The organism is Caballeronia sp. S22, assembly GCF_964261745.1.
GTDB classification, from domain to species: domain Bacteria; phylum Pseudomonadota; class Gammaproteobacteria; order Burkholderiales; family Burkholderiaceae; genus Caballeronia; species Caballeronia jiangsuensis.
In genome coordinates this window covers 2,238,824-2,263,354 of record NZ_OZ180035.1, presented here as the reverse complement: position 1 = coordinate 2,263,354, position 24,531 = coordinate 2,238,824, and the positions used below count along the sequence as shown (strand labels likewise).

Sequence of the window (24,531 nt, the reverse complement as noted above, 5' to 3'; positions counted from 1 at the left end):
CGAGCCGCGTTTCACACAGCGACACGCTGTCCGATGACGATGAAAACGAAACTGCTCAAGGCGGTCATGGTTTCGATGCTATGCGCGCCACTCGCGGCGCGCGCGGACGACAGCAAGGAATGCGATTTCAAGCGGGACTGGATGTCGTCGGCGTGCCAGCGCGTGATGCGCGTCGTGCACGACGGCACATGGGATCTCTACGTGACGGGTTACGGCTGGCATATCGACGGCTTCAGCGATCGCAGCGAACTCAATCCGTGGTCGTACGGCGGCGGCGCGGGCAAGCACTGGATCGACGCGAACGGCAACGAGGACATTCTGTTCGCGTTCGCCTTTTCGGATTCGCATCACAACTTCGAACCGATCGGCGGTTACGCGCGCCAGTGGTACACGCAGCCGGTGCTCGGCGGATTGCAGGCGGGCGGCGGGTTCTTCGTCGGCGTCACGGCGCGCAGCGACATCGGCCATTACGTGCCGTTGCCGCTCGCGCTGCCGATCGGCTCGGTGCGCTACCGGCGCGCGTCCGTCATGGCGACGATCATCCCGCATATCCCCGGCCTGAACGACGGCGACGTCGCGTTCTTCTGGGGCCGCTACGAGTTCTAGTACGATGCGTTTCCGAGGCGCTTTTCTTTCGCATCGACTGAAAGGTGTACTGAGGAAATCGAAAGGCAACAGCAGGGAATGCAAGATTGAACACGACTCAACCATTCGACGCGCGCGAGCGTCCGCTCAAGCGCAATGAACCGGCGCCGCCGGGATTCATCAGCGCGTTCAGCTTCGCTGGCGGCGAGGCGCTGCGCCTGACCTGGGACGAAGCGCGCGATGCCGTCGTGGGCGATGGCCCGACGTGGCTGCATCTGTCGGCGAACGACGATGCCGTCGAGGGCTGGCTCGAAGGCGTCACGTCGATGCCCGATGTCGCGCGCGAGTTCCTGAACGGCGAGGACAAGCGTCCGCGCGTGCATATCGGCTCGAACTTCATGTACGGCGTCGTCGCGGACCTCGAACTCGTCGCGAAGACGCCGGATGCCGCCGCGCCGGGCGTGCGCGAGGCGAACCGCGCGACCGGCGCGCTGCGCTTTTACGTGGACAGGCATCGCATGATCACCGTGCGCGCGCGGCCGCTGCAATCGACCGACCGCTTGCGCCACGCCGTCCTCGAAGGCGCGATGTTTCGCGATTCCGTCGATCTCTTCGCCGGGCTGATCCGCGCGCTGAACGATACCTTCGCGGACCGTATCGATGAAATCGGCGACTGTCTCGACGATGTCGAGGAAAGCGTGCTCGAAGGAGGCCATTCGAAATGCCGCGCGATGCTGGGCGGCGCGCGGAGGCGCATCGTGGAAGTGAAGCGGTTTATCGATCCGGAGCGCAACGCGCTGACGCAACTCGTGTTGCGTCGCCTGGAATGGGCCGAACCGCGATCGATGGAAGCGCTCGTGCAGGCAATTCAGGTGCTGAACGGTCTGGGCGGCGGGCTGGAAGGACTCTACGAGCGCGCGAAGTTGTTGCAGGATGAAATCGCCGCGGCGCTGTCGGAAGACATCAACCGCAAGCTGCTCTGGCTCGCGATCATGTCCGCGTTGCTGCTGCCCGCCACGCTCGTGACGGGCATTTTCGGCATGAACGTGGCGGGTTTGCCGGGCACCAAGGATCCGGCGGCGTTCTGGATCGTGGTCGGCGTGATGACGGGCTGTGCCGCCATCACGATCTTTCTGCTGCGCCGCCTTCGGCTCTGGTAACGCTCACTCCGCCGGGCCGGGCGGGGCGAGCACTTCGCGGTTGCCGTTGTTGCTCATCGACGAGACGAGGCCGGCCGCTTCCATCTGTTCGACGAGGCGCGCCGCCCGGTTATAGCCGATGCGCAACTGCCGCTGCACCGACGAAATCGACGCGCGCCGCGTGCGTACGACGAAAGCCACGGCTTCGTCGTAGAGCGGATCGGCTTCGGCGTCAGGTGTCTCGCCGAAGAGGTCCTGTCCGCCGCCGCCATCGGACGTCGGGCCGGACAGAATGCCTTCCTCGTACTCCGGCTCGCCGAACTGCTTCAGATACTCGACCACGCGATGCACTTCGTCGTCCGCGACGAACGCGCCGTGCACGCGCTGCGGATAGCCCGTGCCGGGCGGCAGGAACAGCATGTCGCCCGCGCCGAGCAACGATTCCGCGCCCATCTGGTCGAGAATCGTGCGCGAATCGATCTTCGACGACACCTGGAACGCCACGCGCGTCGGAATATTCGCCTTGATGAGGCCGGTGATCACGTCGACGGACGGCCGCTGCGTCGCGAGAATCAGATGGATGCCGGCCGCGCGCGCCTTCTGCGCGAGACGCGCGATCAACTGCTCGATTTGCTTGCCCGCGACCATCATCAGGTCCGCGAGTTCGTCGATGACCACGACGATGAGCGGCAGCGTGGACAGCGGCTCGGGCGCGTCGGGTGTGAGCGAGAACGGGTTCGTGAGCTTCTTGCCCGCGGCCTCGGTGTTGCGAATCTTCTGGTTGAAGCCTTGCAGATTGCGCACGCCGACCGCCGACATCAGCCGGTAACGCTTCTCCATTTCGCCGACGCACCAGTTGAGCGCGTTCGACGCGAGCTTCATGTCGGTGACGACCGGCGCGAGCAGATGCGGAATGCCTTCATACACGGAAAGCTCCAGCATCTTCGGATCGATCATGATGAGGCGCACGTCCTCGGGCTTCGCCTTGTAGAGCAGCGAGAGGATCATCGCGTTGATCGCGACCGACTTGCCCGAGCCCGTCGTGCCCGCGACCAGCATGTGCGGCGCGCGGGCGAGATCCGTCACGACCGGATTGCCGACAATGTCCTTGCCCATCGCGATCGTCAGATTCGACTTCGACGTGCGATACACGTCGTCTTCGAGAATCTCCGAGAGGCGGATCATCTGGCGCTTCGCGTTCGGCAGTTCGAGGCCCATGCAGGTCTTGCCGGGAATCGTTTCGACGACGCGGATCGACGTGAGGCCGAGGCCGCGCGACAGATCCTTCATCAGCCCGACGATCTGGCTGCCGCGCACGCCGAGCGCCGGTTCGACTTCGAAGCGCGTGATGACCGGACCGGCGGACGCGCCGACCACCGTCACCGGCACCTTGAATTCCTGAAGGCGCTGCTCGATCAACTGGCCGGTTTCGCTCAGATGTTCCTCGGAGACGGGCTCGATCTCGTCGGAGGCGGCTTCGAGCAAGTCGAGCGTCGGCAATTCCACCGCCGACGCGTGCGGCGCATGGAATTCGAACTCGGTCGGCGCGGAGCCGCGTACCGGCTGACGCGGTTCGGGCGGCGCCGCGTTCGGCTGACCCGGAGACTGGGTTGCGACCGACGGCGCGGCCGCGATGCCCGGAAAGCGCACGACGTTCGACGGCGAAGCGAATTCGTCGCCCGCAACCTGGCGCTCGGCGACGGGCAGCGGTTCTTCCTCCGGCATATCGAGCACGTCGTCCTGCTCGTCGACGACGCGCAAGAGCGGCGGGGCAGGGGGCTCGCTGCCGGTATCGCGCGATGTGGGTACGTCCAGCCACGGCGGCGTCGGCGCGAGATCGCGCGCGTCCGGTTCGTGTTCTGGTTCTGGCGCTCGCGCGGCGGGCGGAAGCTCGGGCGTCTCGGTCGGCGGGTCGATGCGCGCGGGCTCTTGCGCCGCGTTTGTGTCGAACGCAGAGGCAGGGGTGGAAAGCGATGGCGCGATCGGGGTGTCGGCGCTCGGCGGCTCCGGCAGACGCAAGTCGAAGAGCGGTGGCGGCTCGACGAGCGTGGGCGCGATCACGTGAGCACCGATAAGCGGCGGCTCGACGCGCGCATCGAATTCCTGGGCCTTTGCGGGCGGCGGCGTTACCGGCTCGATGCGCGATTCGGGTGCCGTCTCGACGACGTGTTCGTCGGCGGTCGTCTCGGCGTTCGGCTGAACATCGGGCTGGCCGCCACGCGCCATCGCCACATGCCCGCGCGCGAGACTCGCGCCTGCGAGCGATGTCCAAAGCGCGGTCTTCTCCTCGATGGCTCGCAACGTCGCCTGAATCGCTTCGGGTGCCGGCGGCGTGATCGGCCCGAGCGGCGCGGCCGGGCGCGAGAACGCCGGTGCGGCGAGCGGCGCCGGCGCGAACTCACGCGTCGCCGTACCCGCGGAAGGACGCGCGGGCGGTGCGGCGCGTCTGATGTTCTGTGGCGTTTGCGGCAAAGGCGTTCTGCGCGCGGCGCTAACGCCGGTCGCGACGGACGTGGATGTGCTCGCCACCCCCGATGACCGTTGCGCAGGCATCGACGTCACCGGACTGCGCGGGCGATCCATGCGAGGCGCGGGCATCGGCGGCGTGGACGCGCGCGGCTTGTCGACGGCGACGGAAGCGCGCAAGCCCGAACCCGAAGGCTCGAATGCCGACGCCCGACGCGGCGCAAACGCCGAGCCGGCCTCGCGATTCGCCGAAGACGTCGACGGGTTCAGCCAGTCCGCAGGCACGACCGGCTCCGTTTGCGCGACCGGAGGCGAGACGCCGGCGGCCTCGAAAGCGGGGCGCTTGGCGTAAGCCTCGGCGGTGGCGATTGCGCTCGCGGTGGTGGCCGAAGCGCGGTTGACGCCGCTCTTGCCGGTGGCAGGCGGGCGCCACGGCGTCGGACGCTGATAACGGCTGCTACGGGGGCCGGTCGGAAGACCGAGCGTCGGCTCGTCGTGCGACGTGCGCGGCGGCGGCGCATCGAAACGCTCGGCGCGATGAGCACGTTCCTGCGAATCGCGCGCGGCCCTTTCGCGGGTGCGGCGTTCGAACCAGCTGCCTGCCTTGTCGCGACCCTTGTCACGACCCTTTTCGCGGCCGGGCGAAGCCTGGCGCGCCTCGCTTTCGCGTTCGCGCGGGGTGAGCCAGTTTTGCGGCAGGCCGAAGCCGAACGCTTCGTCCGCCCACGCCAGCACCGAACGCCAGCTGAATTCGATCAGCCAGGGCAGGAATATCGCGAGCACGACGGCCGCGATCGCGGCTGCGCCGCCGAGATGCGCGGGTCCGCTCAACGCGGTGGCGAGCGCGCGTCCGCAGCGATTGATGTTCGCCTGCGTTTCGAGCGAGTTTGCGAGCGCGCCTTCGAGCGTGCTGCTCGCGAGCAGCACGCCGACAAAACCGAGCCAGAGACGGATCGTGCCCGGGCCGCGAACGCCTTCCCTGCCCGGCAGCGCCAGCTTGACGATGCGCCAGAAGAGCGGAAGGAACCAGACGACCGATGCACCGAACCAGCCGAGAACTACCATGTGCATGCTTGAGCTTGAATCAATGTTGGGTGAAACGAATCAGGTTGTGACCCGAAGACTGCGCCCGGCCGCGCGTGCCGGCCGGACTGTTCGATCGAGCAGTTTAACGGGAAACCGCGCGGGAACCGCGCGGGTGCCGCGCACGCACGACGCGTGTGCCGCATGTACGCAACACATCACTTCGCGCGAGCCGAGAAGGTGAGCACTTGGCCGTCGTCGAGCGTCAGTTTCAGCGCGGGCGGCGGATTCATCTGCACGCCGCTTTTCGCGATATGCGCGAGCGCGTCGAGATAGGGCCGCTCCAGCGCCGCGCCCGCACCCGAGACGCACGCCATGCGCGTGCCGGCGAGCGGGCCGAACGTCAGCTTGCCGTCCTTCAGATCGTAGGTGCCGCTGTAGCGGTTGCAGCCCGAAAAGCCGCTCGCCTGGCGATGACCGTTCGCGGTCGAGAAATCGAGCGTGAGCGGCCGCGCGCCGTTCTCGCCCGCGTGCGGCACCGCGCGCGGCTGGCCGCTCGCATCGGTCCAGCTCGTGAGTTCCCATTGCGTGTCGTCGAGCAATTGCGTGGCGGCGGGATTATAAGGATCGGTGGGCGGCGCGCTCGCATCGGGATGCTTCGGCATCGCGCAACCAGTGACGACGCTCGCCGCGACGACGAGCGCGCACGCGCGGGACGCAAGCGAAAGCGCCGCTTTGCGACGCGACAGGAAGTTTGACGATGAGTGCGCCGAACGAAGAGCGGACGCGCGAAGGAAATGCGTGGGCATCGATGATCCTGAAGCAGGCGAAACCGTAAGGGTATCGCACGCGTCCTGCGATTTGTCTAGCGCCCGCAAGCAACAAAATGTTTGCCGCGGCTGTCATCGATCGCAGATGCGCGGGGAATTTCGATCCGCATTCACGTGTCAATACCGTTCATGACGACGCCGTCAATAGACCGAACGGTAGAGTGTTGCGACGGGCGCTGCGTGTTAACATCGCGCCCAATTCCGCCGCTTTCGCTTTACTGGCCTCGTCACCCGATCGATTCCCGGAGCACTCATGCAGACCGATTCATTTCGTCCTGATGCCTTGCGCATCGGCACGCCGCTTTCCGCCAACGCCACGCGCGTGATGCTGCTCGGCGCGGGCGAGCTTGGCAAGGAAGTGATCATCGCGTTGCAGCGCCTGGGCGTCGAAGTCATCGCGGTCGACCGCTATGCGAACGCGCCGGGGCATCAGGTAGCGCATCGCGCGCACGTCATCGACATGACCGACGCCGCCGCGCTGCGCGCGCTCGTCGAGAAGGAGCAGCCGCATCTGATCGTGCCGGAGATCGAGGCGATCGCGACCGATGCGCTCGCTGAAATCGAAGCGGCGCAACTCGCGACCGTCATCCCGACGGCGCGCGCCACGCAGCTCACGATGAACCGTGAAGGCATCCGGCGTCTCGCCGCCGAGGAACTCGGTCTGCCGACATCGCCCTATGCGTTCGCGCAATCGCTCGACGAGATGAAGGCGGCAATCGCCACAATCGGTTTTCCGTGTGTCGTGAAGCCGGTGATGTCGTCGTCGGGGAAGGGGCAATCGGTGCTCAAAAGCGACGCCGATGTCGAGCCGGCATGGAACTACGCGATGGCGGGCGGGCGCGTGAATCACGGCCGCGTGATCGTCGAGGGCTTCATCGACTTCGAATACGAGATCACGCAGCTCACCGTGCGCGCGGCGGACCCCGAGAGCGGCGAAACGCAAACCTACTTCTGCGATCCGATCGGCCATGTGCAGGTCGCGGGCGATTACGTCGAATCGTGGCAGCCGCAGCCGATGAGCCCGGCCGCGCTCGAAAAGGCGCGCGATGTCGCCGCCAAGGTGACGACCGCGCTCGGCGGACGCGGACTTTTCGGCGTCGAGCTTTTCGTGCGCGGCGACGACGTCTGGTTCTCCGAAGTGAGCCCGCGTCCGCACGACACCGGTCTCGTCACGCTCGCGACGCAGCGCTTCTCCGAGTTCGAATTGCATGCGCGCGCGATCCTCGGCTTGCCCGTGGATACCGCCTTGCGCGCGCCCGGCGCGTCCGCCGTCATCTACGGCGGTCTGGATGAAACGGGCATCGTGTTCGAAGGCGTGGCGCAAGCGCTCGCGGTCCCGGGCGCGGACTTGCGCCTTTTCGGCAAGCCGGAGAGCTTCGTGAAACGCCGCATGGGTGTCGCAGTGGCGACGGGCGCCGACACCGACGAAGCACGCGAGCGCGCGAAACTCGCGGCGTCGAAGGTGCGGCCGGTTTCGGCAAAATGACCGGCGCGCGGGCGTCGGCGGGAGCATGAACGTGAAATGGAAAGCGGTGGCCGCGCTCGTCGTGGTTTCCCTGGGACTCTCGGGCTGCGGACTTGCGGCGGCGCCGTGCCGCATCGCGTCGGCGGGGCTGAAGATCGTGCCGGTCGTCGGGCATGTCGCGGCAGCGCCGACCGACGCATGCGCGGAAGTGATCGATCCGTGATCGCCGGCGCGCGCATCGACTTCGAAACCATCGCGAATCGGATGATGAAGAAAACAATCGCACTCATGCTCGCGTCGCTCGTGGCGCAGTCGGCGCTGGCCATGCCGCTCACCGTGCCGCAGATCCAGACCGCGTCGACGCAAACCACGCGCTACGACTGCAAGGACGGCAAGAGCGTGTCCGTCCAGTACACGAACACGCGCAATCGTCAGAGCTTCGCGGCGCTGACCGTCGACGGGCGCAAGCTGCTGTTCGTGAACGTGATCGCGGGATCGGGCGCGAAATACGTCGCCGATCAATACACGTGGTGGACCAAGGGTCCACAGGCGAACCTGTACGACGAAATGGCCGCGAAGGATTCGCCGCCGCTGCTCGAAGATTGCGAAGCGCGCAAGAAGTAGGCGCGCGGCATGCCGGAATGCGGTCTGACCGTGCTTTCGCGCCGCGGGAGCGCACTCGCGTGCGGTGCTACAATGTGCGGCTTTCCGGCTGTGGAAATCGCAGCCGGTCCGAATTCCGGATTTTCGGCATCGCCGTTCGATGCCGGCTGAGCGGTACACGGGCCTCGAGCGAACCGCCGCTCAGAAAATCGGGGATGCCGCTTGCCTTCAAGGCGTCATCGAAGCCGTGTCCCATCTGAGCGCAGGCTCGATACCGGCCGCCCCGTGCAGCGCGCACCGTGTGCCTGTTTGATGCGCCGCGTGCGCCAACGAAACCCATCCGCGTAAGCAAGCGGTCGCGACGTTCGACCGAACGATTCGACCGATTTTTTACGCGCGCCGCATCGAGCGGCACTTTAGCGAAAGCCAATATAGTCACCATGTCCGATTCCGCCGCCACGAACACGTCCACCGCAGGGGCCGACGCGTCGACGTTCGACCAGTTCGGATTGTCCGCCGACATCCTGAAAGCGGTGAGCGAGTCCGGCTACACCACGCCCACGCCGATTCAGGCGCAAGCGATTCCGGTCGTCCTCGCGGGCCGCGACGTCATGGGCGCCGCGCAGACCGGCACCGGCAAGACCGCGAGTTTCTCGCTGCCGATCATCCAGCGCCTGTTGCCTTCGGCAAACACGAGCGCGTCGCCCGCGCGCCATCCGGTGCGCGCGCTGATGCTCACGCCGACGCGCGAACTCGCCGACCAGGTCGCCGCCAACGTCCAGACCTACTCGAAGCACACGCCGCTGCGCAGCACGGTGGTGTTCGGCGGCGTCGACATGAATCCGCAGTCCGACGCGCTGCGCCGCGGCGTCGAAATCCTGATCGCGACGCCCGGACGCTTGCTGGATCACGTGCAGCAAAAGACGGTCAATCTCGGCCAGGTGCAGATGCTCGTGCTCGACGAAGCCGACCGCATGCTGGACATGGGCTTTCTGCCCGACCTGCAGCGCATCCTGAATCTGTTGCCGAAGGAGCGTCAGACGCTGCTGTTCTCGGCCACGTTCTCGCCCGAAATCAAGAAGCTCGCGTCGACGTACCTGCGCAATCCGCAGACGATCGAAGTCGCGCGCAGCAATTCGACGGCGACCAACGTGCGCCAGATCGTTTTCGAAGTGCACGAGAGCGACAAGTCCGGCGCGGTCGCGCAACTCATTCGCGAGCGCGAACTTAAGCAGGTGATCGTGTTCTGCAACAGCAAGATCGGCGCGAGCCGGCTGGCGCGCGTGCTGGAGCGCGACGGCATCGTCGCGACGGCGATCCACGGCGACCGCACGCAGAGCGAGCGCATGCAGGCGCTCGACGCGTTCAAGCGCGGCGAGATCGAGGCGCTCGTTGCCACCGACGTCGCCGCCCGCGGCCTCGATATCGCCGAATTGCCGGCGGTCATCAACTTCGATCTGCCGTTCAACGCGGAAGATTACGTGCACCGTATCGGCCGAACCGGGCGCGCGGGCGCGTCGGGCGACGCGCTGTCGCTGTGCAGCGCGAACGAGCGCAAGCAGCTCGCCGATATCGAGAAGCTGATCAAGCGTCCGCTTGAAGTCGAGTCGCTTCAGGTGACGACGCGCGTCCGTCACGACGGATCGGCGCCGCGCCGCGATGAGCGCTTCGGCCGTCCGGAGCGCACGGAGCATCGGCACGCGTCACGCGACGAGTCTGGTTCGCGCCGCCGTCCGGCGGGCGCGCACGATCGGCCGCGCGGCCGTCAGCAGCCCGTCGACGAGTTTTTCCTGAAGCCGTATGAACCGTCGCCGTCGGCGATGAAGCGTCACGAGGAAACGGTCGAACCCGAGCGCAAGAGCGCGCCGAAGCAGCCGCTCGCGGCATTGCTCGGCGGGCTGGGAATGCCGCGCAAGTCGTCGTGATTTCCTGAAGACGAATGAAAAAAGGCAGCCCGTGCGGCTGCCTTTTTTGCTTTTGGGCGATGGACCTAGCGTGCGAAGCGCTTCGCCCATTCGGCCGTCGCGGCGCTGTAGAACATGTCGAGCGAACCAGCCGAAACGTGGATGTCGAGATGCCTCGCCGCCTCGACGAGCGCTTCGAGCGGCGCATGCCGGTCGAGCGGCGTCGCGCCCGTCTGCTTGCTCAGTTTTTCGCCGGCATCGTTGTTGACGACGTCCACATGCAGATAAGCCGGTGTGGGCACACCGAGGCACTGCTGCAGATAGATTTGCCGTGCGGTCGAATCGAGCAGGTCGGCACCGCGCACGATATGCGTGATACTGGCGTCGGCGTCATCGACGACGACCGCGAGTTGATAAGCCCACAGCCCGTCCGCACGCTTCAGCGCGAAATCGCCGACTTCCGTCGCGAGATTCTGCGTTTGCTGTCCTTGCCAGCGATCGACGAACGTAATGACCGCCGCATCGCCATCCGGCACACGCAGCCGCCATGCGCGCGCGGGCTTGCCGTGCAGGCCGTCGCGGCATGTCCCCGGATAGGCGAGCGTAGCGTGGCGCGCATGCGCGTGGATCAGCGAATCCGCGATTTCGCGTCGCGTGCAGCCGCACGGATAGATGAAGCCCGCCGTCTGAAGGCGTTCGAACGCGGCCTGATACGCATCGCCGCGCGCGCTTTGCCAGACCGGAGCTTCGTCCGAATGCATGCCGAAATGCGCGAGCGTCGCGAGGATTTCATCGGCGGCGCCGGGCACCGTGCGCGGCGCATCGACATCCTCGATGCGCACGATCCAGCTTCCGCCGTGCGCGCGCGCATCGAGAAAACTCGCGAGCGCGCTGACGAGCGAACCCGCGTGCAGCGGACCGGTGGGCGAGGGCGCGAAGCGGCCGCGATAAGACATTGGGCGCTCAGGCCGCGCGGCTGACCTTTGCGTCGGGATGGCAAGCCGGGCACGTCTCGCCCGGTGCGTAGAACGGCGACGTCTGATCTTCGACCGACACCACCGCGCGGCAGCCGAAGCATTGCGCGGTCGCGGTGGGCTGCAGGCTCGGATCGAGCGCCGTGCGGTAATCGAACACGAAACATTCGCCGGTGTAATGCGCGCCGCCCACTTCCTCGAAGTACTTCAGAATGCCGCCTTCGAGCTGATAGACGTGCTCGATGCCGACTTCCTTCATGTGAATCGCGGCCTTTTCGCAGCGGATTCCGCCGGTGCAGAACGACACGATGGTCTTGTCCTGCAGATCCGCGCGATTCTGCTCGATCACCTCGGGAAACTCGCTGAATTTCGTGATGCGGTAGTCGAGCGCGTTGTCGAACGTGCCGACATCCACTTCGAACGCGTTGCGCGTGTCGAGCATCACGACCGGACGGCCTTCGTCGTCATGGCCGCGGTCGAGCCAGGCTTTCAGCGTGGGTGCATCGACGGACGGCGCGCGGCCGAGTTCCGGCCTGATCGCGGGCTTCTTCATCGTGATGATTTCGCGCTTGAGCTTCACCAGCATGCGGCGAAACGGCTGCTTCGCGGAAATACTTTCCTTGAACTGAAGATCGGCGAAACGGCCGCCGAAGAGCTCATCCGTGCGGATGTAGTCGATGAATTCGCGGACTTCGGCGATCGGCCCCGCGATGAAAAGGTTGATGCCCTCCGGCGCCAGCAGAATCGTGCCTTTCAGGCCGAGCGCGTTGCAGCGTTCGGTGACGAGCGGCCGCCACGCGAGGCCGTCCTCGATGGTGACGAATTTATAGGCGGAGAGGTTCAGAATGCTCATGATCGGATGACGCGCAAACGGCTGTAACGGGTAAGAAGTGCGCGGATGAATCGCGCGCAAAACACGTATTATCCCGCAAACGGCGCGTGGCCCTCCCGGATTCGATCCGCCGCGTCGCCTCGCCTTGCGCGTGCGCAATTTCGGGCGTGCGCGCGGGCCTTATCCGTTCGGCCAACGCGATCGCCGCGCCCGATTTCGCGTATGTCCCGCATGTACAATACCGCCATGTCAGATCCCCGCTTCGTTCATCTCCGCGTCCACTCCGAATTCTCGATTGCCGACGGCATCGTGCGGCTGGACGACGTCGTCAAGGCTGCCGCAAAAGACGGACAAGGCGCGCTCGCGCTGACCGATCTCGGCAACGCGTTCGGTCTCGTGCGCTTCTACAAGGAAGCGCGCGACAATGGCGTCAAGCCCATCGCGGGCTGCGATGTCTGGATCACCAATCCCGCCGATCGCGACAAGCCCTCGCGTCTCCTTCTTCTCGTGCGCGACAAAGAGGGCTATCTCAATCTGTGCGAGCTGTTGAGCCGCGCGTGGCTCACGAACCAGTATCGCGGCCGCGCCGAGGTGATGGTCGAATGGCTCGAAGAAGGTCTGGCCGCCGGGCTGCTCGCGCTCTCGGGTGCGCAGACGGGCGACATCGGCATGGCGCTCGCGGCGGGCAATGCAGCCGCCGCGCAACGCAATGCCGAGCGCTGGGCGGCGCTCTTTCCGAACGCGTTCTATATCGAATTGCAACGCGCGGGTCAGCCGGGCGAGCAGGCTTACGTTCAGGAAGCGGTCAGGCTCGCCGCGAAGCTGAAGCTGCCCGTGGTCGCGACGCATCCGCTGCAGTTCATGACGCCCGACGACTACACCGCGCACGAAGCGCGCGTGTGCATTTCCGAAGGCGATATCCTCGCGAATCCGCGGCGTCAGAAACGCTTCACGAACGATCAGTTTTTCCGCACGCAGGACGAGATGTGCGCGCTCTTCGCGGACATTCCGTCGGCGCTCGCGAACACCGTCGAGATCGCGAAGCGCTGCAACCTGACGCTCGAACTCGGCAAGCCGAAGCTGCCGCTTTTCCCGACGCCCGATGGCATGTCGCTCGACGACTACCTCGTGCAGTTGTCGAAGGAAGGGCTCGAAGTCCGGCTGCAACAGCTTTATCCCGATGCCGCCGAACGTGAAGCGCAGCGCGAAACGTATTACGCGCGCCTCGACTTCGAGTGCGGCACGATCATCAAGATGGGCTTTCCGGGCTACTTCCTGATCGTCGCCGACTTCATCATGTGGGCGAAGAACAATGGCGTGCCCGTCGGTCCGGGCCGCGGTTCGGGCGCGGGTTCGCTGGTCGCGTATGCGCTCGGCATCACCGACCTCGATCCTTTGCGCTACAACCTGCTGTTCGAGCGCTTTCTGAATCCGGAACGCGTGTCGATGCCCGACTTCGACATCGACTTCTGTCAGGAAGGGCGCGACCGCGTCATCCAGTACGTGAAGGGCAAGTACGGCGCGGATGCGGTCTCGCAGATCGCCACCTTCGGCACGATGGCCGCGAAAGCCGCGGTGCGCGACATCGGCCGCGTGCTCGATCTCGGCTACATGTTCACGGACGGCATCGCGAAGCTGATTCCGTTCAAGCCCGGCAAGCACGTGACCATCGCGGATGCGATGAAGGAAGAGCCCGCGCTGCAGGAACGCTTCGACAACGAAGACGAAGTGCATCAGCTGCTCGAACTCGCGCAGCGCGTGGAAGGGCTCACGCGTAACGTCGGCATGCACGCGGGCGGCGTGCTGATCGCGCCGGGCAAGCTCACGGATTTCTGCCCGCTCTATACGCAGGGCGAAGACGGCGGCGTCGTCAGCCAGTACGACAAGGACGACGTTGAAGCCGTCGGCCTCGTGAAGTTCGACTTTCTGGGCCTGACCACGCTCACCATTCTCGACTGGGCCGAGCGCTATATCCGCCGGCTCGATCCGTCGAAGAAGGACTGGAATCTCGCGCAGGTGCCGCTCGACGATCCGGCGTCGTTCTCGATCCTCAAGAAAGCGAACACCGTCGCCGTGTTTCAGCTCGAAAGCCGCGGCATGCAAGGCATGCTGAAGGACGCGCAGCCGGACCGCTTCGAGGACATCATCGCGCTCGTGGCGTTGTATCGTCCGGGCCCGATGGACCTGATCCCGAGCTTCTGCGCGCGCAAGCACGGACGCGAGATCGTCGAATATCCGGACCCGCGCGTCGAGCCTGTTCTGAAAGAGACCTACGGCATCATGGTCTACCAGGAGCAGGTGATGCAGATGGCGCAGATCATCGGCGGCTACTCGCTCGGCGGCGCGGACTTGCTGCGTCGCGCAATGGGCAAGAAGAAGCCCGAGGAGATGGCCAAGCATCGCGAGATTTTCGCGGAAGGCGCGGCGAAGAACGGCCTCACGCGCGAGAAGGCCGACGAAACCTTCGACCTGATGGAGAAGTTCGCCGGCTACGGCTTCAACAAGTCGCACGCGGCCGCCTATGCGTTGCTCGCGTATCACACGGCGTGGCTCAAGGCGCATCATCCGGCGGAATTCATGGCGGCCAACATGTCGCTCGCCATGGACGACACCGACAAGGTGAAGATCCTCTTCGAGGACTGCATCACGAACGGCATGGCGGTGCTGCCGCCGGACATCAACCGCTCGGCGTATCGCTTCGAGCCGGTCGCGGAACCTGACGGCAAGCGCTCGAAAACCATTCGCTATGGTCTGGGCGCGGTGAAGGGCAGCGGGCAGAACGCCATCGAGGAAATCCTGCGCGCGCGCGAGGACGGCCCGTTCGTCGATCTGTTCGATTTCTGCGAGCGCATCGACCGTCGTGTCGTGAATCGTCGCACGGTGGAAGCGTTGATCCGCTCGGGCGCGTTCGACACGGTGCACGCGAATCGCGCGCAATTGCTCGCATCGGTGCCGCTCGCGATGGAAGCCGCCGATCAGGCCGCCGCGAACGCAATGCAAGCCGGTCTCTTCGACATGGGCGACGCGCCGCTCGCGAAACACGAGTACGTCGACGAAGCCGAGTGGTCCGACAAGAAGCGTTTGCAGGAAGAGAAGACCGCGCTCGGCTTCTATCTGTCGGGCCATCTCTTCGACGCGTACAAGGGCGAAGTGCGCCGTTTCGTGCGCCAGAAAATCGGCGAGCTGAAAGAAGGGCGCGACAAGCTGGTCGCGGGCGTCATTTCGGCGATGCGCACGCAGATGACGCAGCGGGGCAAGATGCTGATCGTCAATCTCGACGATGGCAGCGGGCAGTGCGAAGTCACCGTCTTCAACGAGCAATTCGAGGCGAACAAGGCGCTCTTCAAGGAAGACGAGTTGCTCGTCGTGCAGGGTCAGGCGCGCAACGACGCGTTCACGGGGGGCATCCGCTTCACCGTCGATACGGCGATGGACCTCGAACGCGCGCGCAGCCGCTATGCGCAGTCCGTGAAGGTCGAGATGAACGGCAACGCCGATGCGTTGCGCTTGCGCCGCGTGCTCGAAGCGCATGCGGCGGGCGCCGAAGCGCCTGCGCCCGTTGCCGCGCCGTCTGCTCGCGATAACGGCCGTTCGCGTCAAAGCGCGCCGATTCCGAACGGCCTGAACGTGAGCATCGTCTATCGCAGCGAGCATGCCGAAGGCGAAGTGCGCCTCGGCGACGCGTGGCGCGTCAAGCCGACCGACGAACTCATCACGGCGCTGCGCGGTGAATTCGCGGGCAGCGCGATCGAAATCGTCTACTGACACCGCCGCTGGCGGTGTCAGCGCGTGTCGTTGAGACGGGCGAGCTTCAGAAAGCGGTAATAGACGGTTTGAGCGTTGAACACTGCGATCATGAAGCCTGTCCGACCGTCCAGAAACCCGCGACGCAGAAAGTAGGTGCGCACGAACGCCCATAGTCCGCGCGTCACGGCAATCCCCAGACTGCCGCGCTTGCCAGCCGAATGACGTTGCAGCGCGCCTGCGCTGGAATACGCATCGAGCTTGCGCAGAACGGTCTCGAAGTCTTCGTACGAGTAGTGAAGCAGCTTGCCTTCGAGTCGCGCAACGGGCTTCGCCGGGTCGAAGACCAGCCGCTCGTGCACGAGGTCATCCGAGAAGTGCGCCGCGCCGCGTCGAAAAAGCCTCGCCAGACGGTCGGGATACCAGCCGCTATGTCTGACCCATTCGCCGCAGAAGCTCGAAAGCCGGTCCACCGTGCAGACATCGGCGCGCGGCGTATCGATGGCCGTTCGAATGGCCGCCGCGAGCTCCGGGGTGACGATTTCGTCCGCGTCGATGGACAGAATCCAGTCGGTGGAAAGCGCGTCGAGCGCGCGATTTTTCTGCGGCCCGAAGCCGGGCCAGTCGCGCTCGATCCGCACGCGCGCGCCATGCGCCTGCGCGATCTCCGCCGTACCGTCGGTGCTGCCGCCGTCGATCACGACGATATCGTCAGCGAAGGCGACCGATTGCAGGCACTGCGCGAGCCGCGCAGACGCGTTGTAGGTGATGAGAGCGATGCCGAGTGTGGGTCGGTTCATTTTGCTGGGCGGTATGCCTGACGCGGGCGGCAGCGAGACGAGTTTCGCCCCGGCGACCCGCCGATTGGCCCCGTGATAGCCGGTTTCAGGAGAACGGGGACTGTATAATGTCACACATCAGTCTTGTCGCAAGAGCCCGGACGGGAAATGCGCGAGACGGTCATAGCGCTTGCTATCGCATATCTCTCGTGGCGCCGCGTTCCGGACTCACTTTCCGAAAGCAACTCTCACAACGGTCGCAACGGGCTTTCCCGCAATTTTCTGAATGAAGCGAATCTTAGTAGTCAAGGTCACTTCGATGGGCGACGTGATCCAGGCACAGGCTGTCGTCGCGGACCTGCATCGCGCGTTTCCGGGCGTGCAGATCGATTGGGCCGTCGATGAGGCATTCGCGGACATATTGCGCTGGAATCCCGGGATTTCGCGTGTGCTGTATGCGCCATTGCGGCGCTTCAAGAAAACCCGCAGCGCGAAGGATTTCGCGGCGATCTGGGCGTCGATCAAGGAACTGCGCCGCGAACGCTACGATGCGGTCTTCGATCTGCACGGCGTCTACAAGAGCGCCATCATCTCGTTTCTCGCGCGCGCAAAGCGTCGCTTCGGTTACGACAACGTCAATCTCGGTGAACGCGGCGCCGCATTCGCCTATTCGGACCGGTTCGCGCCGCGCCACGACAGGAACGCGTGGGACGGCATGCGCCGCGCGCTGAGCGAAGCGCTCGACTATCCGATCGAACCCGTTCCGTCGATCGTTCTCACCGTGCCTCAACCCGCCGTGCCGCCCGGGACGGTCAGGCACGCGCCGTACGCGCTGCTGTTTCATGCGACGTCGAAGGAAGAGAAGAAGTGGCCCGTCGAGAACTGGATCGCGGTGGGACAGTCGCTCGTCGAATGTGGCGTGACGCCTTTGCTGCCGTGGGGCACCGATGCCGAGCGCGACAACGCCGAAGCCATCGCGCGAGGCGTGCCCGGTGCGCATGTGCTGCCGAAGATGTCGGTCGTCGAGCTCGCGCAGTGTATCCAGTTGAGCGCGCTCGTCGTTGGAACCGATACCGGCCTCGTGCATCTCGCGAGCGCGCTGCGCCGGCCGACCGTGATGATCTTCAGCGCGACGTCGCGTCCGCTTTTCGGCATCGACATTCCGGACTTGTGCATTTCGATCGGCGACGACGGCAGGCCACCCTCCGTCGCCGAAGCACTCGACGCTATCGAGCATGTAAGGAAATCGGCTTGAAAATTCTTCTGACTAACTTCCACCGCGGTCGGGGCGGCGGTCACGATACCTATATCCTTGCCATCGCGCAGGCATTGTCGCCGCAGCATCGGATCTTCGTCGCGGCGCCGGCCACGAGCCGTCTCTTCATGCAGGCGGGCGCGTCGCCCGGCGTCACGACCTTTCCGATCGATTTTTCCGCGAAGTTCAAGGATCTCGCGAAGCTGCCCGGAGAATATCGCGCGCTGCGGGGTCTGCTCGAACGCGAGCGCTTCGACGTCATTCATGTGAATGGATCGCCGGATCATCGGCTGGTGATGCTCGTCATGCTCGCGTGGAAGGGAAAGCGTCCGCGAATCGTCCTGACGAAGCACAACTCGATCCGAATCAAGCACGATTTCCTGACGAGACTGCGAGCGACGCGCGCCACCGACGACGTCATCGCCGTCTCGGACTCGACCGCGCAACTGATGCGCGAGTCGGTGTACGGGCGTTGTCCCGTCACGGTCATCAAGAACGGCATCGATACGGTCGGCCGCTATGCGCCGCGCGATCCGCAGGCGGCGGCGCAACAGCGCGGCGCTTTGCTCGGGCCGCGCGCAGGCGACCGGCTCGTGATCGGCACCGTGACCGGCTTCGACTGGTACAAAGGCACCATGGGCATGATCGAGGCGGTGGCGGCGCTGCCCGAACCGCTGCGCGACGAGGTGATGGTGGTCGTGGCGGGCGTCGAGCCGAACGCCGAGCAGCGTCAGCAAATCGAGGCGCTCGGCATGAGCGGGCGCGTGCATGTCGCGGGATTCGTCGAGGATGTGCCGAATGTGATCGCGTCGTTCGACATCGGTTTCGTGCTGTCCTATGCGATCGAAACCGTATCCTTCGCGTGCCGGGAAATGATGGCGATGGGCAAGCCCGTGATCGTGTCGCGCTACGCCGGCTTGCCGGAAAATATCGACGACGGCGTGGATGGATGGATCGTGGAACCGCGCGACACCGCGGGCCTTTCTTCGCTGCTGCAGACGATCATCGCCGGGCGCGATCGATTGCCGGCCATCGGAGCACGAGCGCGCGAGCGAGCCGTCCACGAGTTTTCGGACGAGCGCTTCATCGCGGACACTGAAGAAGTCTATCGGCAGGGCGGCGCGGCGCGCAGCGTCTGACGGCGCACGCGTACACTGCATCCCAACACGGCTTTTCTGCGCGAGGTCGGGTATCTCGCGAACGGCCTGGCGGCAGCGACTGAACAACGGCGCGCATCGAGGCGCAACGAAAACGCTCGGACGAGCGCGCACGGCATCTTTACAACACTATGGAAATCACACGGATCTGGAATACGAGCTTGTCGGGTCCTGACTCTTACCAGTTGATCGCGGCGAAATGGTTCGCGGTCGTCACGCTCTGGCTCGTTCCGATTTCGACGGCGGGCGTCAATCTGGGCTCGGCGGCGTGCGCCGTGTTCGCGCTGACGTCGCCGGAAGTGTGGCGGCGGGCGGGCGGGCTGTGGAAGCGCTCGCGTGCGGCGGTTATCGCGCTTGCGCTCTTCGTCGCGCTGGCGTTGAGCGTCGCGTACACGGCCGCGCCGACGAGCGAGGCAATCGACTTCCTGATGAAGTATCGGAAGCTGCTGTTCATTCCGCTGCTGATTCTGGTCTTCGCCGACAGCGAGCGCACGAAATGGTCGGCCCTGGCGACGTGGGGTCTGTTCGCCGCGCTCGTCCTCTCGATGGTGCTGACTTACAGCAATTTTCTTGGCTGGACCGCGGTCGGGCCGCGACACGGCACGGATCCCGTCTCGAAGCCGTGGGTGTTCAAGGACCACATTTCCGGCGGCCTGATGATGGCGTTTCTCGTGTGTCAGTCCTGGTCGCTGGCCGGCACGACGCGCAACCCGACTGCCAGGATCCTGCTCGCGCTGGTTTCGCTGCTTGCGATGGGCAATGTCCTCTTCGTCCTGCAGGGCCGCACGGGTCAGGTCGTCGCGATCTTCTACATGGCGATCTTTCTCGTCATGCAGGCCGTTCAGTTCCGCAAACACGACAAGGTCTCGCGCTGGATCGCCGGCGTGGGCGCGATCATGATCGCGGTGTGCATCGCGGCGTTCGTGCTGTACGCGAAAGACTCGCGCCTCGCCGGCACCGCGCAGGAAATCACCCAGTTCGAGACGCAGAACAAAGTCACGTCGATGGGTCTGCGATACGAGTACTATCGGCGCAGCATCGAGTTGATCGCGCACAGACCCTTTTACGGATACGGCGCCGGCAGCGTGCGCACGGAGTTCGAGCGTCTCCAGAGCGCGAACGCAGGCGCGAATTTCGTCATGATCGGCAATCCTCACAACGAGTTCCTGCTGATGGGCGTTCAGCTGGGCGTCGTCGGCGTGGCGCTGCTCGTCGCGCTGTTCATCACGCTCGCGCTAGAATGCAGCCAGCTTGCCGCGCCCGAGCGAGGCGTCGCGATCGGCTATCTGTTCGCGTTCGCGCTGGGATGTTGCGCGAACTCGCTGCTGCTCAATTTCACGGAAGGAAACTTGCTGGTCTTTCTCGTTGGAATACTGCTTGCCGCGGCGCCCCGCCGCGAGAGCCAGTCCCGCGCGTCGAGCGCGGGCGCGGCTTCAAACTGACTATCTGTAGCCGCCGGGCGCCCGCGCGATGAACGAGCGAGACTGCTCGACGCGCAGGGCAGCCGACGAGTGCGGCGAGTAGGAGATCACCTCTTGAATAAACAGGCAACCTTGCGCAAGACGATCGGCGGCACCGACGTATCGTCGCCAATGGCCGTTTTGAAGCGGCTCTGGCCGTACATTCGTCCGCTGCTCGGCATGGCGTTGCTCGGCATCGCGACGATGGGCATCGTTGCCGCGAGCGAGGCCGGCATTCCGATGCTGCTCAAACCGCTGCTCGATCACGGCTTCGGCTCGAAAGGCAGCGATCACGCGCGCTGGCTCGTGCCGCTCGCCGTCGTGGGGCTCGCGCTCGTGCGCGGTGCGGCGCAGTACGCGTCCGGCTATTTCCTCTCCTACGTGACGAACAAGATCCTGCTGCAACTGCGGCTCGAAATGTTCCACCGCATGATCCACACGAGCGCGGGCTTCTTTCAGCGCGAGACCGCGAGCACGGTCATCAACGCGATCGTTTTCGAGGTGAATCAGATCCTGAACGTGCTGTCGAGCGTGGTTGTGACGCTCGTGCGCGATTCGCTCACGGTCGTGTTCCTGCTCGGTTACCTGTTCATTCTCAACTGGCGGCTTACGCTGATCGTCGCGGTGATCCTGCCCGCGATCGGCTGGCTCGTCAGCAAGATCAACCGCCGTCTGCGGCGTCTGAACCGCGAGCATCAGGCGCTGACGAACGAACTGTCGTACGTCGTCGAGGAGACGGTCGGCGGCTACAAGGTCGTGAAGGTGCATAACGGCGAGCGCTACGAGATCGACCGCTTTTCGGAGATGAGCCATCGCCTGCGCGGTTACTCGATGCGCATGCAGGTTTCCGGCGGGCTCGCGCAGCCGCTCACGCAGTTTCTCGCGTCGATCGCGCTGGCTATCGTGCTGACGATCGCGGTCGTGCAGTCGGCGCACGATCAGACGACGGTCGGCGGCTTCGTCGCGTTCGTCACGTCGATGCTGCTCGTGATTTCGCCGCTCAAGCATCTCATCGACATCAATCAGCCGATGCAGCGCGGCGTGACCGCGGCGGAACTGATCTTCGGCCTGATCGACGAACCGGCCGAGCCCGAGGGCGGCGGTCGCCGTCTTCCGCGCGCACGCGGCGAAGTCGAGTTTCGAGACGTGACGTTCAGCTACGGCTCGATCGACCGGCCGACGCTCGATCGCGTGTCGTTCAAGGTCGCACCGGGCGAGATGGTCGCGCTTGCGGGCCCGTCGGGCAGCGGCAAGACGACGCTCGTGAATCTGCTGCCGCGCTTCTTCGATCCGCGTGCCGGTCAGGTGCTCGTCGATGGCGTGCCGGTCAACGAATACAGCCTGCACGATCTGCGTAGTCAGCTTGCGATGGTCAGCCAGGACGTCGTGCTGTTTAACGATACGATCGCGGCCAACGTCGCGTATGGTCAGACGCCGGATCGCGAGCGGGTGATGTCGGCGCTCGTTGCGGCGAATCTGTCGGATGTGGTGGCGTCGCTGCCGGACGGCATCGATACGCTTATCGGCGGCAATGGCATGCGGCTGTCGGGTGGGCAGCGTCAGCGTCTCGCGATCGCGCGCGCGATCTATAAAGACGCGCCGATCCTCATTCTCGACGAAGCGACCTCGGCGCTCGATTCGGAATCGGAGCGGCACGTGCAATCGGCGCTCGAAACGCTGATGAAGGGACGCACCACGCTCGTCATTGCGCACCGGTTGTCGACGATCGAGCGCGCGGACCGCATCCTCGTGATGGAGGCGGGGAAGATCGCCGAGCAGGGCAGTCATGCCGAGTTGTTGCGCAAGGATGGGTTGTATGCGCACTTGCATAGGATTCAGTATCAGCAGCAGGCGGCTTGACGCGGGGGCAGGACGAGGAATTTCTTTGCGTGAACATATAGGAAATTCCTTGTTCACGCACATTGCGCCAAACGGGATCATGTCCTCTCTGAACCGAGGCGGACGATTCCGATGGCCTATTGCAAATATCCCCAATTTATCGAGCAAATCGATCACGCAGCGTTCGACGCACTTGCCGATCCCGGACAAGCGACGCCGCATTCAGGAATCTACCGATGCGAAGCGTGTGGCAAGAGTGTCGTGTCCGCGTCGGGTCATCCATTGCCGCCGCAAAACCATCATCAGCATTCGACCAGGGAAGCCATTCGTTGGCGACTGATCGTGGCAACGCATTAACGAAAGACGCGGTTCGGAGAAAAGATGCCGGGGAGATGCGAACGTCGCCGAGCGTCATAATTTAAACACGACGTCGTACGTGTTCAAACCGTCCGCACATACGAACGATCCATACACTTCGTTATGCTATCAATCTCGACCCTCGGCACAGCGCGAGGAATCATGCCTGTGAAGCTCGGCGTGCAGGACCACCACGATGGGGGCGGTGGATGCAGAGCGTAGAGTTGGAAGAGTGTATAGAACGACGCTGCGCCTGTTTCCCTTCTACCTTGGTAGATCAAGATGAACGATGAGGCTTTGCAGACGTGGAATTACTTCCACGACTGGTATTTGGATAGCTTGAGCATCGGCCCGAATATCGAACCTCGGACGTTCGCGCTCGGACTGCACCTCGAAAGCCGGCGCGCAGTGGTGACCTTCAATGGCGCGACGTGCGTAGCGGTTGACCGTCTCGGTTTGCTGAATATCGTTTATGGGATTCATGTCATCTCGCCGGAGGACGCGAAGTATGAGCGCGCCTGTAGGGTGCTTGCCACCGGCGAACGTCTTACTAACAGGAAGGCAAACACGCTCGCCTTCGTGTACTCGACACTGGGCGCGGAACTCGCCATTGAATGCGATTCGGTTGACGCGCGCGTGTTCGAAGAGGACACCGTCGATCCGGGTTCGACGTCGCGCCGATGAATCAAATACGAATCGACCCGGCTCAATCCTCACATCAACACAATGTCATACTGTTCCGGTTTACGTGAAAAATTATTCAAAAACAATAAGTTACGAATTAATGGTGCTGGATGTGTCGGGCTAGCTACCCATCTGGCTACCCATTGATCGGTGTTAAGGACGTCGTTCGGGTTCGTTCTTAACGGTGTGAGCAGTCCACGGTCCCGAGAACCAAATCCCTGCCTATTTTTTTTAGTCGGCGGAATCAAGTTTTAGATCGCCACACGCGCGGACGAGTTCTCGACCAAGCATCGTCATTTGGACCATCGCTACGGTTACGCCGCCGTCCCAGACCGCAGCGGCGGTAATTGCCGAGATCCGCGCCAGATTGCTCAACGCGAAAGCGACATCACCAGGAGGGTTCACAAGAGGGTCGACTGTCTGCTGGCTCAGTACAGGATGGGCCAGCCGTGGGAGATCATATGTGAGCATGGCCGTCCCCGGCCCGTTCTCAGTTTCAACGCGGAATAGCTCGTTCAAAACTTGGGCGTCGAGTGATGACATATTCTCGAGCATGCTAACGAAAGCCCGCTTTTGCGAACTCTCGGTAACCGAGGCATTCACCAATAGATGAGCCCACATGTCCTGCATGTAGTCATCATCTTCCAAGCTTGCCGCGCTTAGCAGGGGCACAGCCATCTTCAAAGGCACGGGGATGGGCGGTTCCTTCAAACCTCTCTCCTCAAGAAACTTTGTAGCGCGCTCCATCAACCGAATCTGTCGCTCCCACCTTGCATACGAAACCTTGTCCTGAAAAATCCCCATCGCCTGCTCGATTGAGCCGTGTGTGTACTTGGCGATGAATCCCCCCATCGCTCGAGCAGCGTCGACTACCTTTCCAGTCGTTTTCGCGACCTCACCGACTGCCTTCGCGGTTTCTGTTGACGCCTGTACTGGATCTGACATTGTTTATCCTCTCGTGGATCGTTGCCCTACGGGGAGACGTAACGTTGGAGTCGGGAGACGTTAACGGTGAGCCTTAGTCGCTGAGATGAGCTCACGCACAAACTCGACCTCCCGCTTCAACGCGGCCGCGTCGCTACCTGGTTTGACTTGGGCCATTGCCGCGATGACCTGCTCAAGCAGTCCATCGGCGCGAGCGATGACGTTCCAAAGAGCGGTGTTCTGCTCTCGCAGCGAATTAATGGCACCCAGGTCCCGCTTTTCGATCTCGGCGAGCAGCGCACTCGCGGCCTCGCGTCTCGGATCGTGCTGCAGCCGATACACCATTTCGCCATTGACGGTCAGGCCAGCGGCCTCGGCAGCTCGCTCGAGCTCGGCGTGCAGGGCCTTGGGCAGGCGCACGGAGGTCTTCGTAGTGGTATCAGATGTCGGCATGGGCGCGATTCTAGCCAGCCTGATAATCGGCGGCCATAGTGCCACCTAAATGCCACCT

19 protein-coding genes and 1 pseudogene are annotated in these 24,531 nt (G+C 64.1%); 12 read left to right on the top strand and 8 right to left on the bottom strand.

Annotation, left to right across the window (positions count from 1 at the left end):
• The first annotated feature begins 39 nt into the window (after positions 1-39).
• A complete protein-coding gene (locus tag ACEN42_RS10655; RefSeq protein WP_238288102.1) occupies positions 40-606 on the top strand; it encodes an antimicrobial peptide resistance and lipid A acylation PagP in 567 nt (188 codons plus the stop codon).
• 86 nt (positions 607-692) lie between these two features.
• On the top strand, positions 693-1,745 hold the full coding sequence (locus tag ACEN42_RS10650; protein WP_187609462.1) for a transporter: 1,053 nt from the start codon (positions 693-695) through the stop codon (positions 1,743-1,745).
• A 3-nt stretch (positions 1,746-1,748) separates the two neighbouring features.
• Here the strand turns inward: ACEN42_RS10650 and ACEN42_RS10645 are convergent.
• Both ACEN42_RS10645 and ACEN42_RS10640 read right to left on the bottom strand, forming a co-directional pair.
• A pseudogene (locus ACEN42_RS10645) lies at positions 1,749-3,224 on the bottom strand (DNA translocase FtsK); the annotation flags it as partial.
• 2,207 nt (positions 3,225-5,431) lie between these two features.
• Complete coding sequence (locus ACEN42_RS10640; protein ID WP_238210213.1) at positions 5,432-6,022, bottom strand: META domain-containing protein; 591 nt, start codon at positions 6,020-6,022, stop codon at positions 5,432-5,434.
• A gap of 274 nt (positions 6,023-6,296) precedes the next feature.
• Between ACEN42_RS10640 and purT the strand changes: the two genes are divergently transcribed.
• From purT to ACEN42_RS10625, 3 genes are read left to right on the top strand one after another with little or no spacing between them, the layout of a single operon-like run.
• Positions 6,297-7,529 (top strand): formate-dependent phosphoribosylglycinamide formyltransferase, encoded by a 1,233-nt coding sequence (gene purT / locus ACEN42_RS10635; protein ID WP_187609459.1) that lies wholly within the window; start codon positions 6,297-6,299, stop codon positions 7,527-7,529.
• Between the two features lie 25 nt (positions 7,530-7,554).
• On the top strand, positions 7,555-7,731 hold the full coding sequence (locus tag ACEN42_RS10630; protein ID WP_371879912.1) for a DUF6726 family protein: 177 nt from the start codon (positions 7,555-7,557) through the stop codon (positions 7,729-7,731).
• A 44-nt stretch (positions 7,732-7,775) separates the two neighbouring features.
• On the top strand, positions 7,776-8,132 hold the full coding sequence (locus ACEN42_RS10625) for an MliC family protein (protein ID WP_238288243.1): 357 nt from the start codon (positions 7,776-7,778) through the stop codon (positions 8,130-8,132).
• Between the two features lie 67 nt (positions 8,133-8,199).
• Here ACEN42_RS10625 and ACEN42_RS10620 read toward each other — a convergent pair whose 3' ends face one another.
• Positions 8,200-8,571, bottom strand: a complete 372-nt coding sequence (locus ACEN42_RS10620) for a hypothetical protein (RefSeq protein ID WP_374191179.1) — start codon at positions 8,569-8,571, stop codon at positions 8,200-8,202.
• On the opposite strand from ACEN42_RS10620, the gene ACEN42_RS10615 reads away from it, so the two are divergent.
• Complete coding sequence (locus ACEN42_RS10615; protein ID WP_238210217.1) at positions 8,552-10,036, top strand: DEAD/DEAH box helicase; 1,485 nt, start codon at positions 8,552-8,554, stop codon at positions 10,034-10,036. The genes ACEN42_RS10620 and ACEN42_RS10615 overlap by 20 nt on opposite strands.
• Positions 10,037-10,101: 65 nt before the next feature.
• Here ACEN42_RS10615 and gluQRS read toward each other — a convergent pair whose 3' ends face one another.
• Both gluQRS and ACEN42_RS10605 read right to left on the bottom strand, forming a co-directional pair.
• Complete coding sequence (gluQRS, locus tag ACEN42_RS10610; protein WP_371879911.1) at positions 10,102-10,971, bottom strand: tRNA glutamyl-Q(34) synthetase GluQRS; 870 nt, start codon at positions 10,969-10,971, stop codon at positions 10,102-10,104.
• 7 nt (positions 10,972-10,978) lie between these two features.
• A complete protein-coding gene (locus ACEN42_RS10605) occupies positions 10,979-11,842 on the bottom strand; it encodes a sulfurtransferase (protein ID WP_371879910.1) in 864 nt (287 codons plus the stop codon).
• A 210-nt stretch (positions 11,843-12,052) separates the two neighbouring features.
• Between ACEN42_RS10605 and dnaE the strand changes: the two genes are divergently transcribed.
• On the top strand, positions 12,053-15,586 hold the full coding sequence (dnaE, locus tag ACEN42_RS10600) for a DNA polymerase III subunit alpha (protein WP_371881109.1): 3,534 nt from the start codon (positions 12,053-12,055) through the stop codon (positions 15,584-15,586).
• A gap of 17 nt (positions 15,587-15,603) precedes the next feature.
• Here the strand turns inward: dnaE and ACEN42_RS10595 are convergent, their stop codons facing one another.
• Positions 15,604-16,365, bottom strand: coding sequence for a glycosyltransferase family 2 protein (locus tag ACEN42_RS10595; protein ID WP_371879909.1), 762 nt, complete (start codon positions 16,363-16,365; stop codon positions 15,604-15,606).
• Positions 16,366-16,630: 265 nt separating this feature from the next.
• On the opposite strand from ACEN42_RS10595, the gene waaC reads away from it, so the two are divergent.
• From waaC to ACEN42_RS10570, 5 genes are all read left to right on the top strand, one after another.
• Positions 16,631-17,599, top strand: coding sequence for a lipopolysaccharide heptosyltransferase I (gene waaC / locus ACEN42_RS10590; RefSeq protein WP_371879908.1), 969 nt, complete (start codon positions 16,631-16,633; stop codon positions 17,597-17,599).
• Positions 17,596-18,738 carry a glycosyltransferase family 4 protein gene (locus ACEN42_RS10585; protein WP_371879907.1) on the top strand — a complete coding sequence of 381 codons (1,143 nt, stop codon included), beginning with the start codon at positions 17,596-17,598 and terminating at the stop codon, positions 18,736-18,738. Before waaC ends, ACEN42_RS10585 begins: the two co-directional genes overlap by 4 nt.
• Positions 18,739-18,917: 179 nt before the next feature.
• Positions 18,918-20,198 (top strand): O-antigen ligase family protein, encoded by a 1,281-nt coding sequence (locus ACEN42_RS10580; RefSeq protein WP_371879906.1) that lies wholly within the window; start codon positions 18,918-18,920, stop codon positions 20,196-20,198.
• 93 nt (positions 20,199-20,291) lie between these two features.
• A complete protein-coding gene (gene msbA, locus ACEN42_RS10575; protein WP_238210229.1) occupies positions 20,292-22,076 on the top strand; it encodes a lipid A export permease/ATP-binding protein MsbA in 1,785 nt (594 codons plus the stop codon).
• Positions 22,077-22,694: 618 nt separating this feature from the next.
• On the top strand, positions 22,695-23,096 hold the full coding sequence (locus tag ACEN42_RS10570) for a hypothetical protein (RefSeq protein ID WP_371879905.1): 402 nt from the start codon (positions 22,695-22,697) through the stop codon (positions 23,094-23,096).
• A gap of 231 nt (positions 23,097-23,327) precedes the next feature.
• Here the strand turns inward: ACEN42_RS10570 and ACEN42_RS10565 are convergent, their stop codons facing one another.
• The gene (locus tag ACEN42_RS10565) at positions 23,328-24,041 is read right to left on the bottom strand and encodes an Abi-alpha family protein (RefSeq protein ID WP_371879904.1); all 714 of its coding nucleotides are present in this window, start codon (positions 24,039-24,041) and stop codon (positions 23,328-23,330) included.
• 60 nt (positions 24,042-24,101) lie between these two features.
• Entirely contained in the window at positions 24,102-24,440 is a 339-nt protein-coding gene (locus ACEN42_RS10560) for a hypothetical protein (protein ID WP_371879903.1), read from the bottom strand.
• Positions 24,441-24,531: the final 91 nt, after the last annotated feature.

What these genes read in the sequence shown, in the direction of transcription:
- gluQRS (WP_371879911.1), bottom strand. Translation starts at nt 10,971, where the DNA reads ATGTCTTATCGCGGCCGCTTCGCGCCCTCGCCCACCGGTCCGCTGCAC.
- ACEN42_RS10565 (WP_371879904.1), bottom strand. Translation starts at nt 24,041, where the DNA reads ATGTCAGATCCAGTACAGGCGTCAACAGAAACCGCGAAGGCAGTCGGT.
- waaC (WP_371879908.1), top strand. Translation starts at nt 16,631, where the DNA reads ATGAAGCGAATCTTAGTAGTCAAGGTCACTTCGATGGGCGACGTGATC.
- ACEN42_RS10625 (WP_238288243.1), top strand. Translation starts at nt 7,776, where the DNA reads ATGAAGAAAACAATCGCACTCATGCTCGCGTCGCTCGTGGCGCAGTCG.
- ACEN42_RS10595 (WP_371879909.1), bottom strand. Translation starts at nt 16,365, where the DNA reads ATGAACCGACCCACACTCGGCATCGCTCTCATCACCTACAACGCGTCT.
- ACEN42_RS10615 (WP_238210217.1), top strand. Translation starts at nt 8,552, where the DNA reads ATGTCCGATTCCGCCGCCACGAACACGTCCACCGCAGGGGCCGACGCG.
- ACEN42_RS10570 (WP_371879905.1), top strand. Translation starts at nt 22,695, where the DNA reads ATGAACGATGAGGCTTTGCAGACGTGGAATTACTTCCACGACTGGTAT.
- ACEN42_RS10630 (WP_371879912.1), top strand. Translation starts at nt 7,555, where the DNA reads ATGAACGTGAAATGGAAAGCGGTGGCCGCGCTCGTCGTGGTTTCCCTG.
- ACEN42_RS10640 (WP_238210213.1), bottom strand. Translation starts at nt 6,022, where the DNA reads ATGCCCACGCATTTCCTTCGCGCGTCCGCTCTTCGTTCGGCGCACTCA.
- purT (WP_187609459.1), top strand. Translation starts at nt 6,297, where the DNA reads ATGCAGACCGATTCATTTCGTCCTGATGCCTTGCGCATCGGCACGCCG.
- dnaE (WP_371881109.1), top strand. Translation starts at nt 12,053, where the DNA reads ATGTACAATACCGCCATGTCAGATCCCCGCTTCGTTCATCTCCGCGTC.
- ACEN42_RS10655 (WP_238288102.1), top strand. Translation starts at nt 40, where the DNA reads ATGAAAACGAAACTGCTCAAGGCGGTCATGGTTTCGATGCTATGCGCG.
- ACEN42_RS10605 (WP_371879910.1), bottom strand. Translation starts at nt 11,842, where the DNA reads ATGAGCATTCTGAACCTCTCCGCCTATAAATTCGTCACCATCGAGGAC.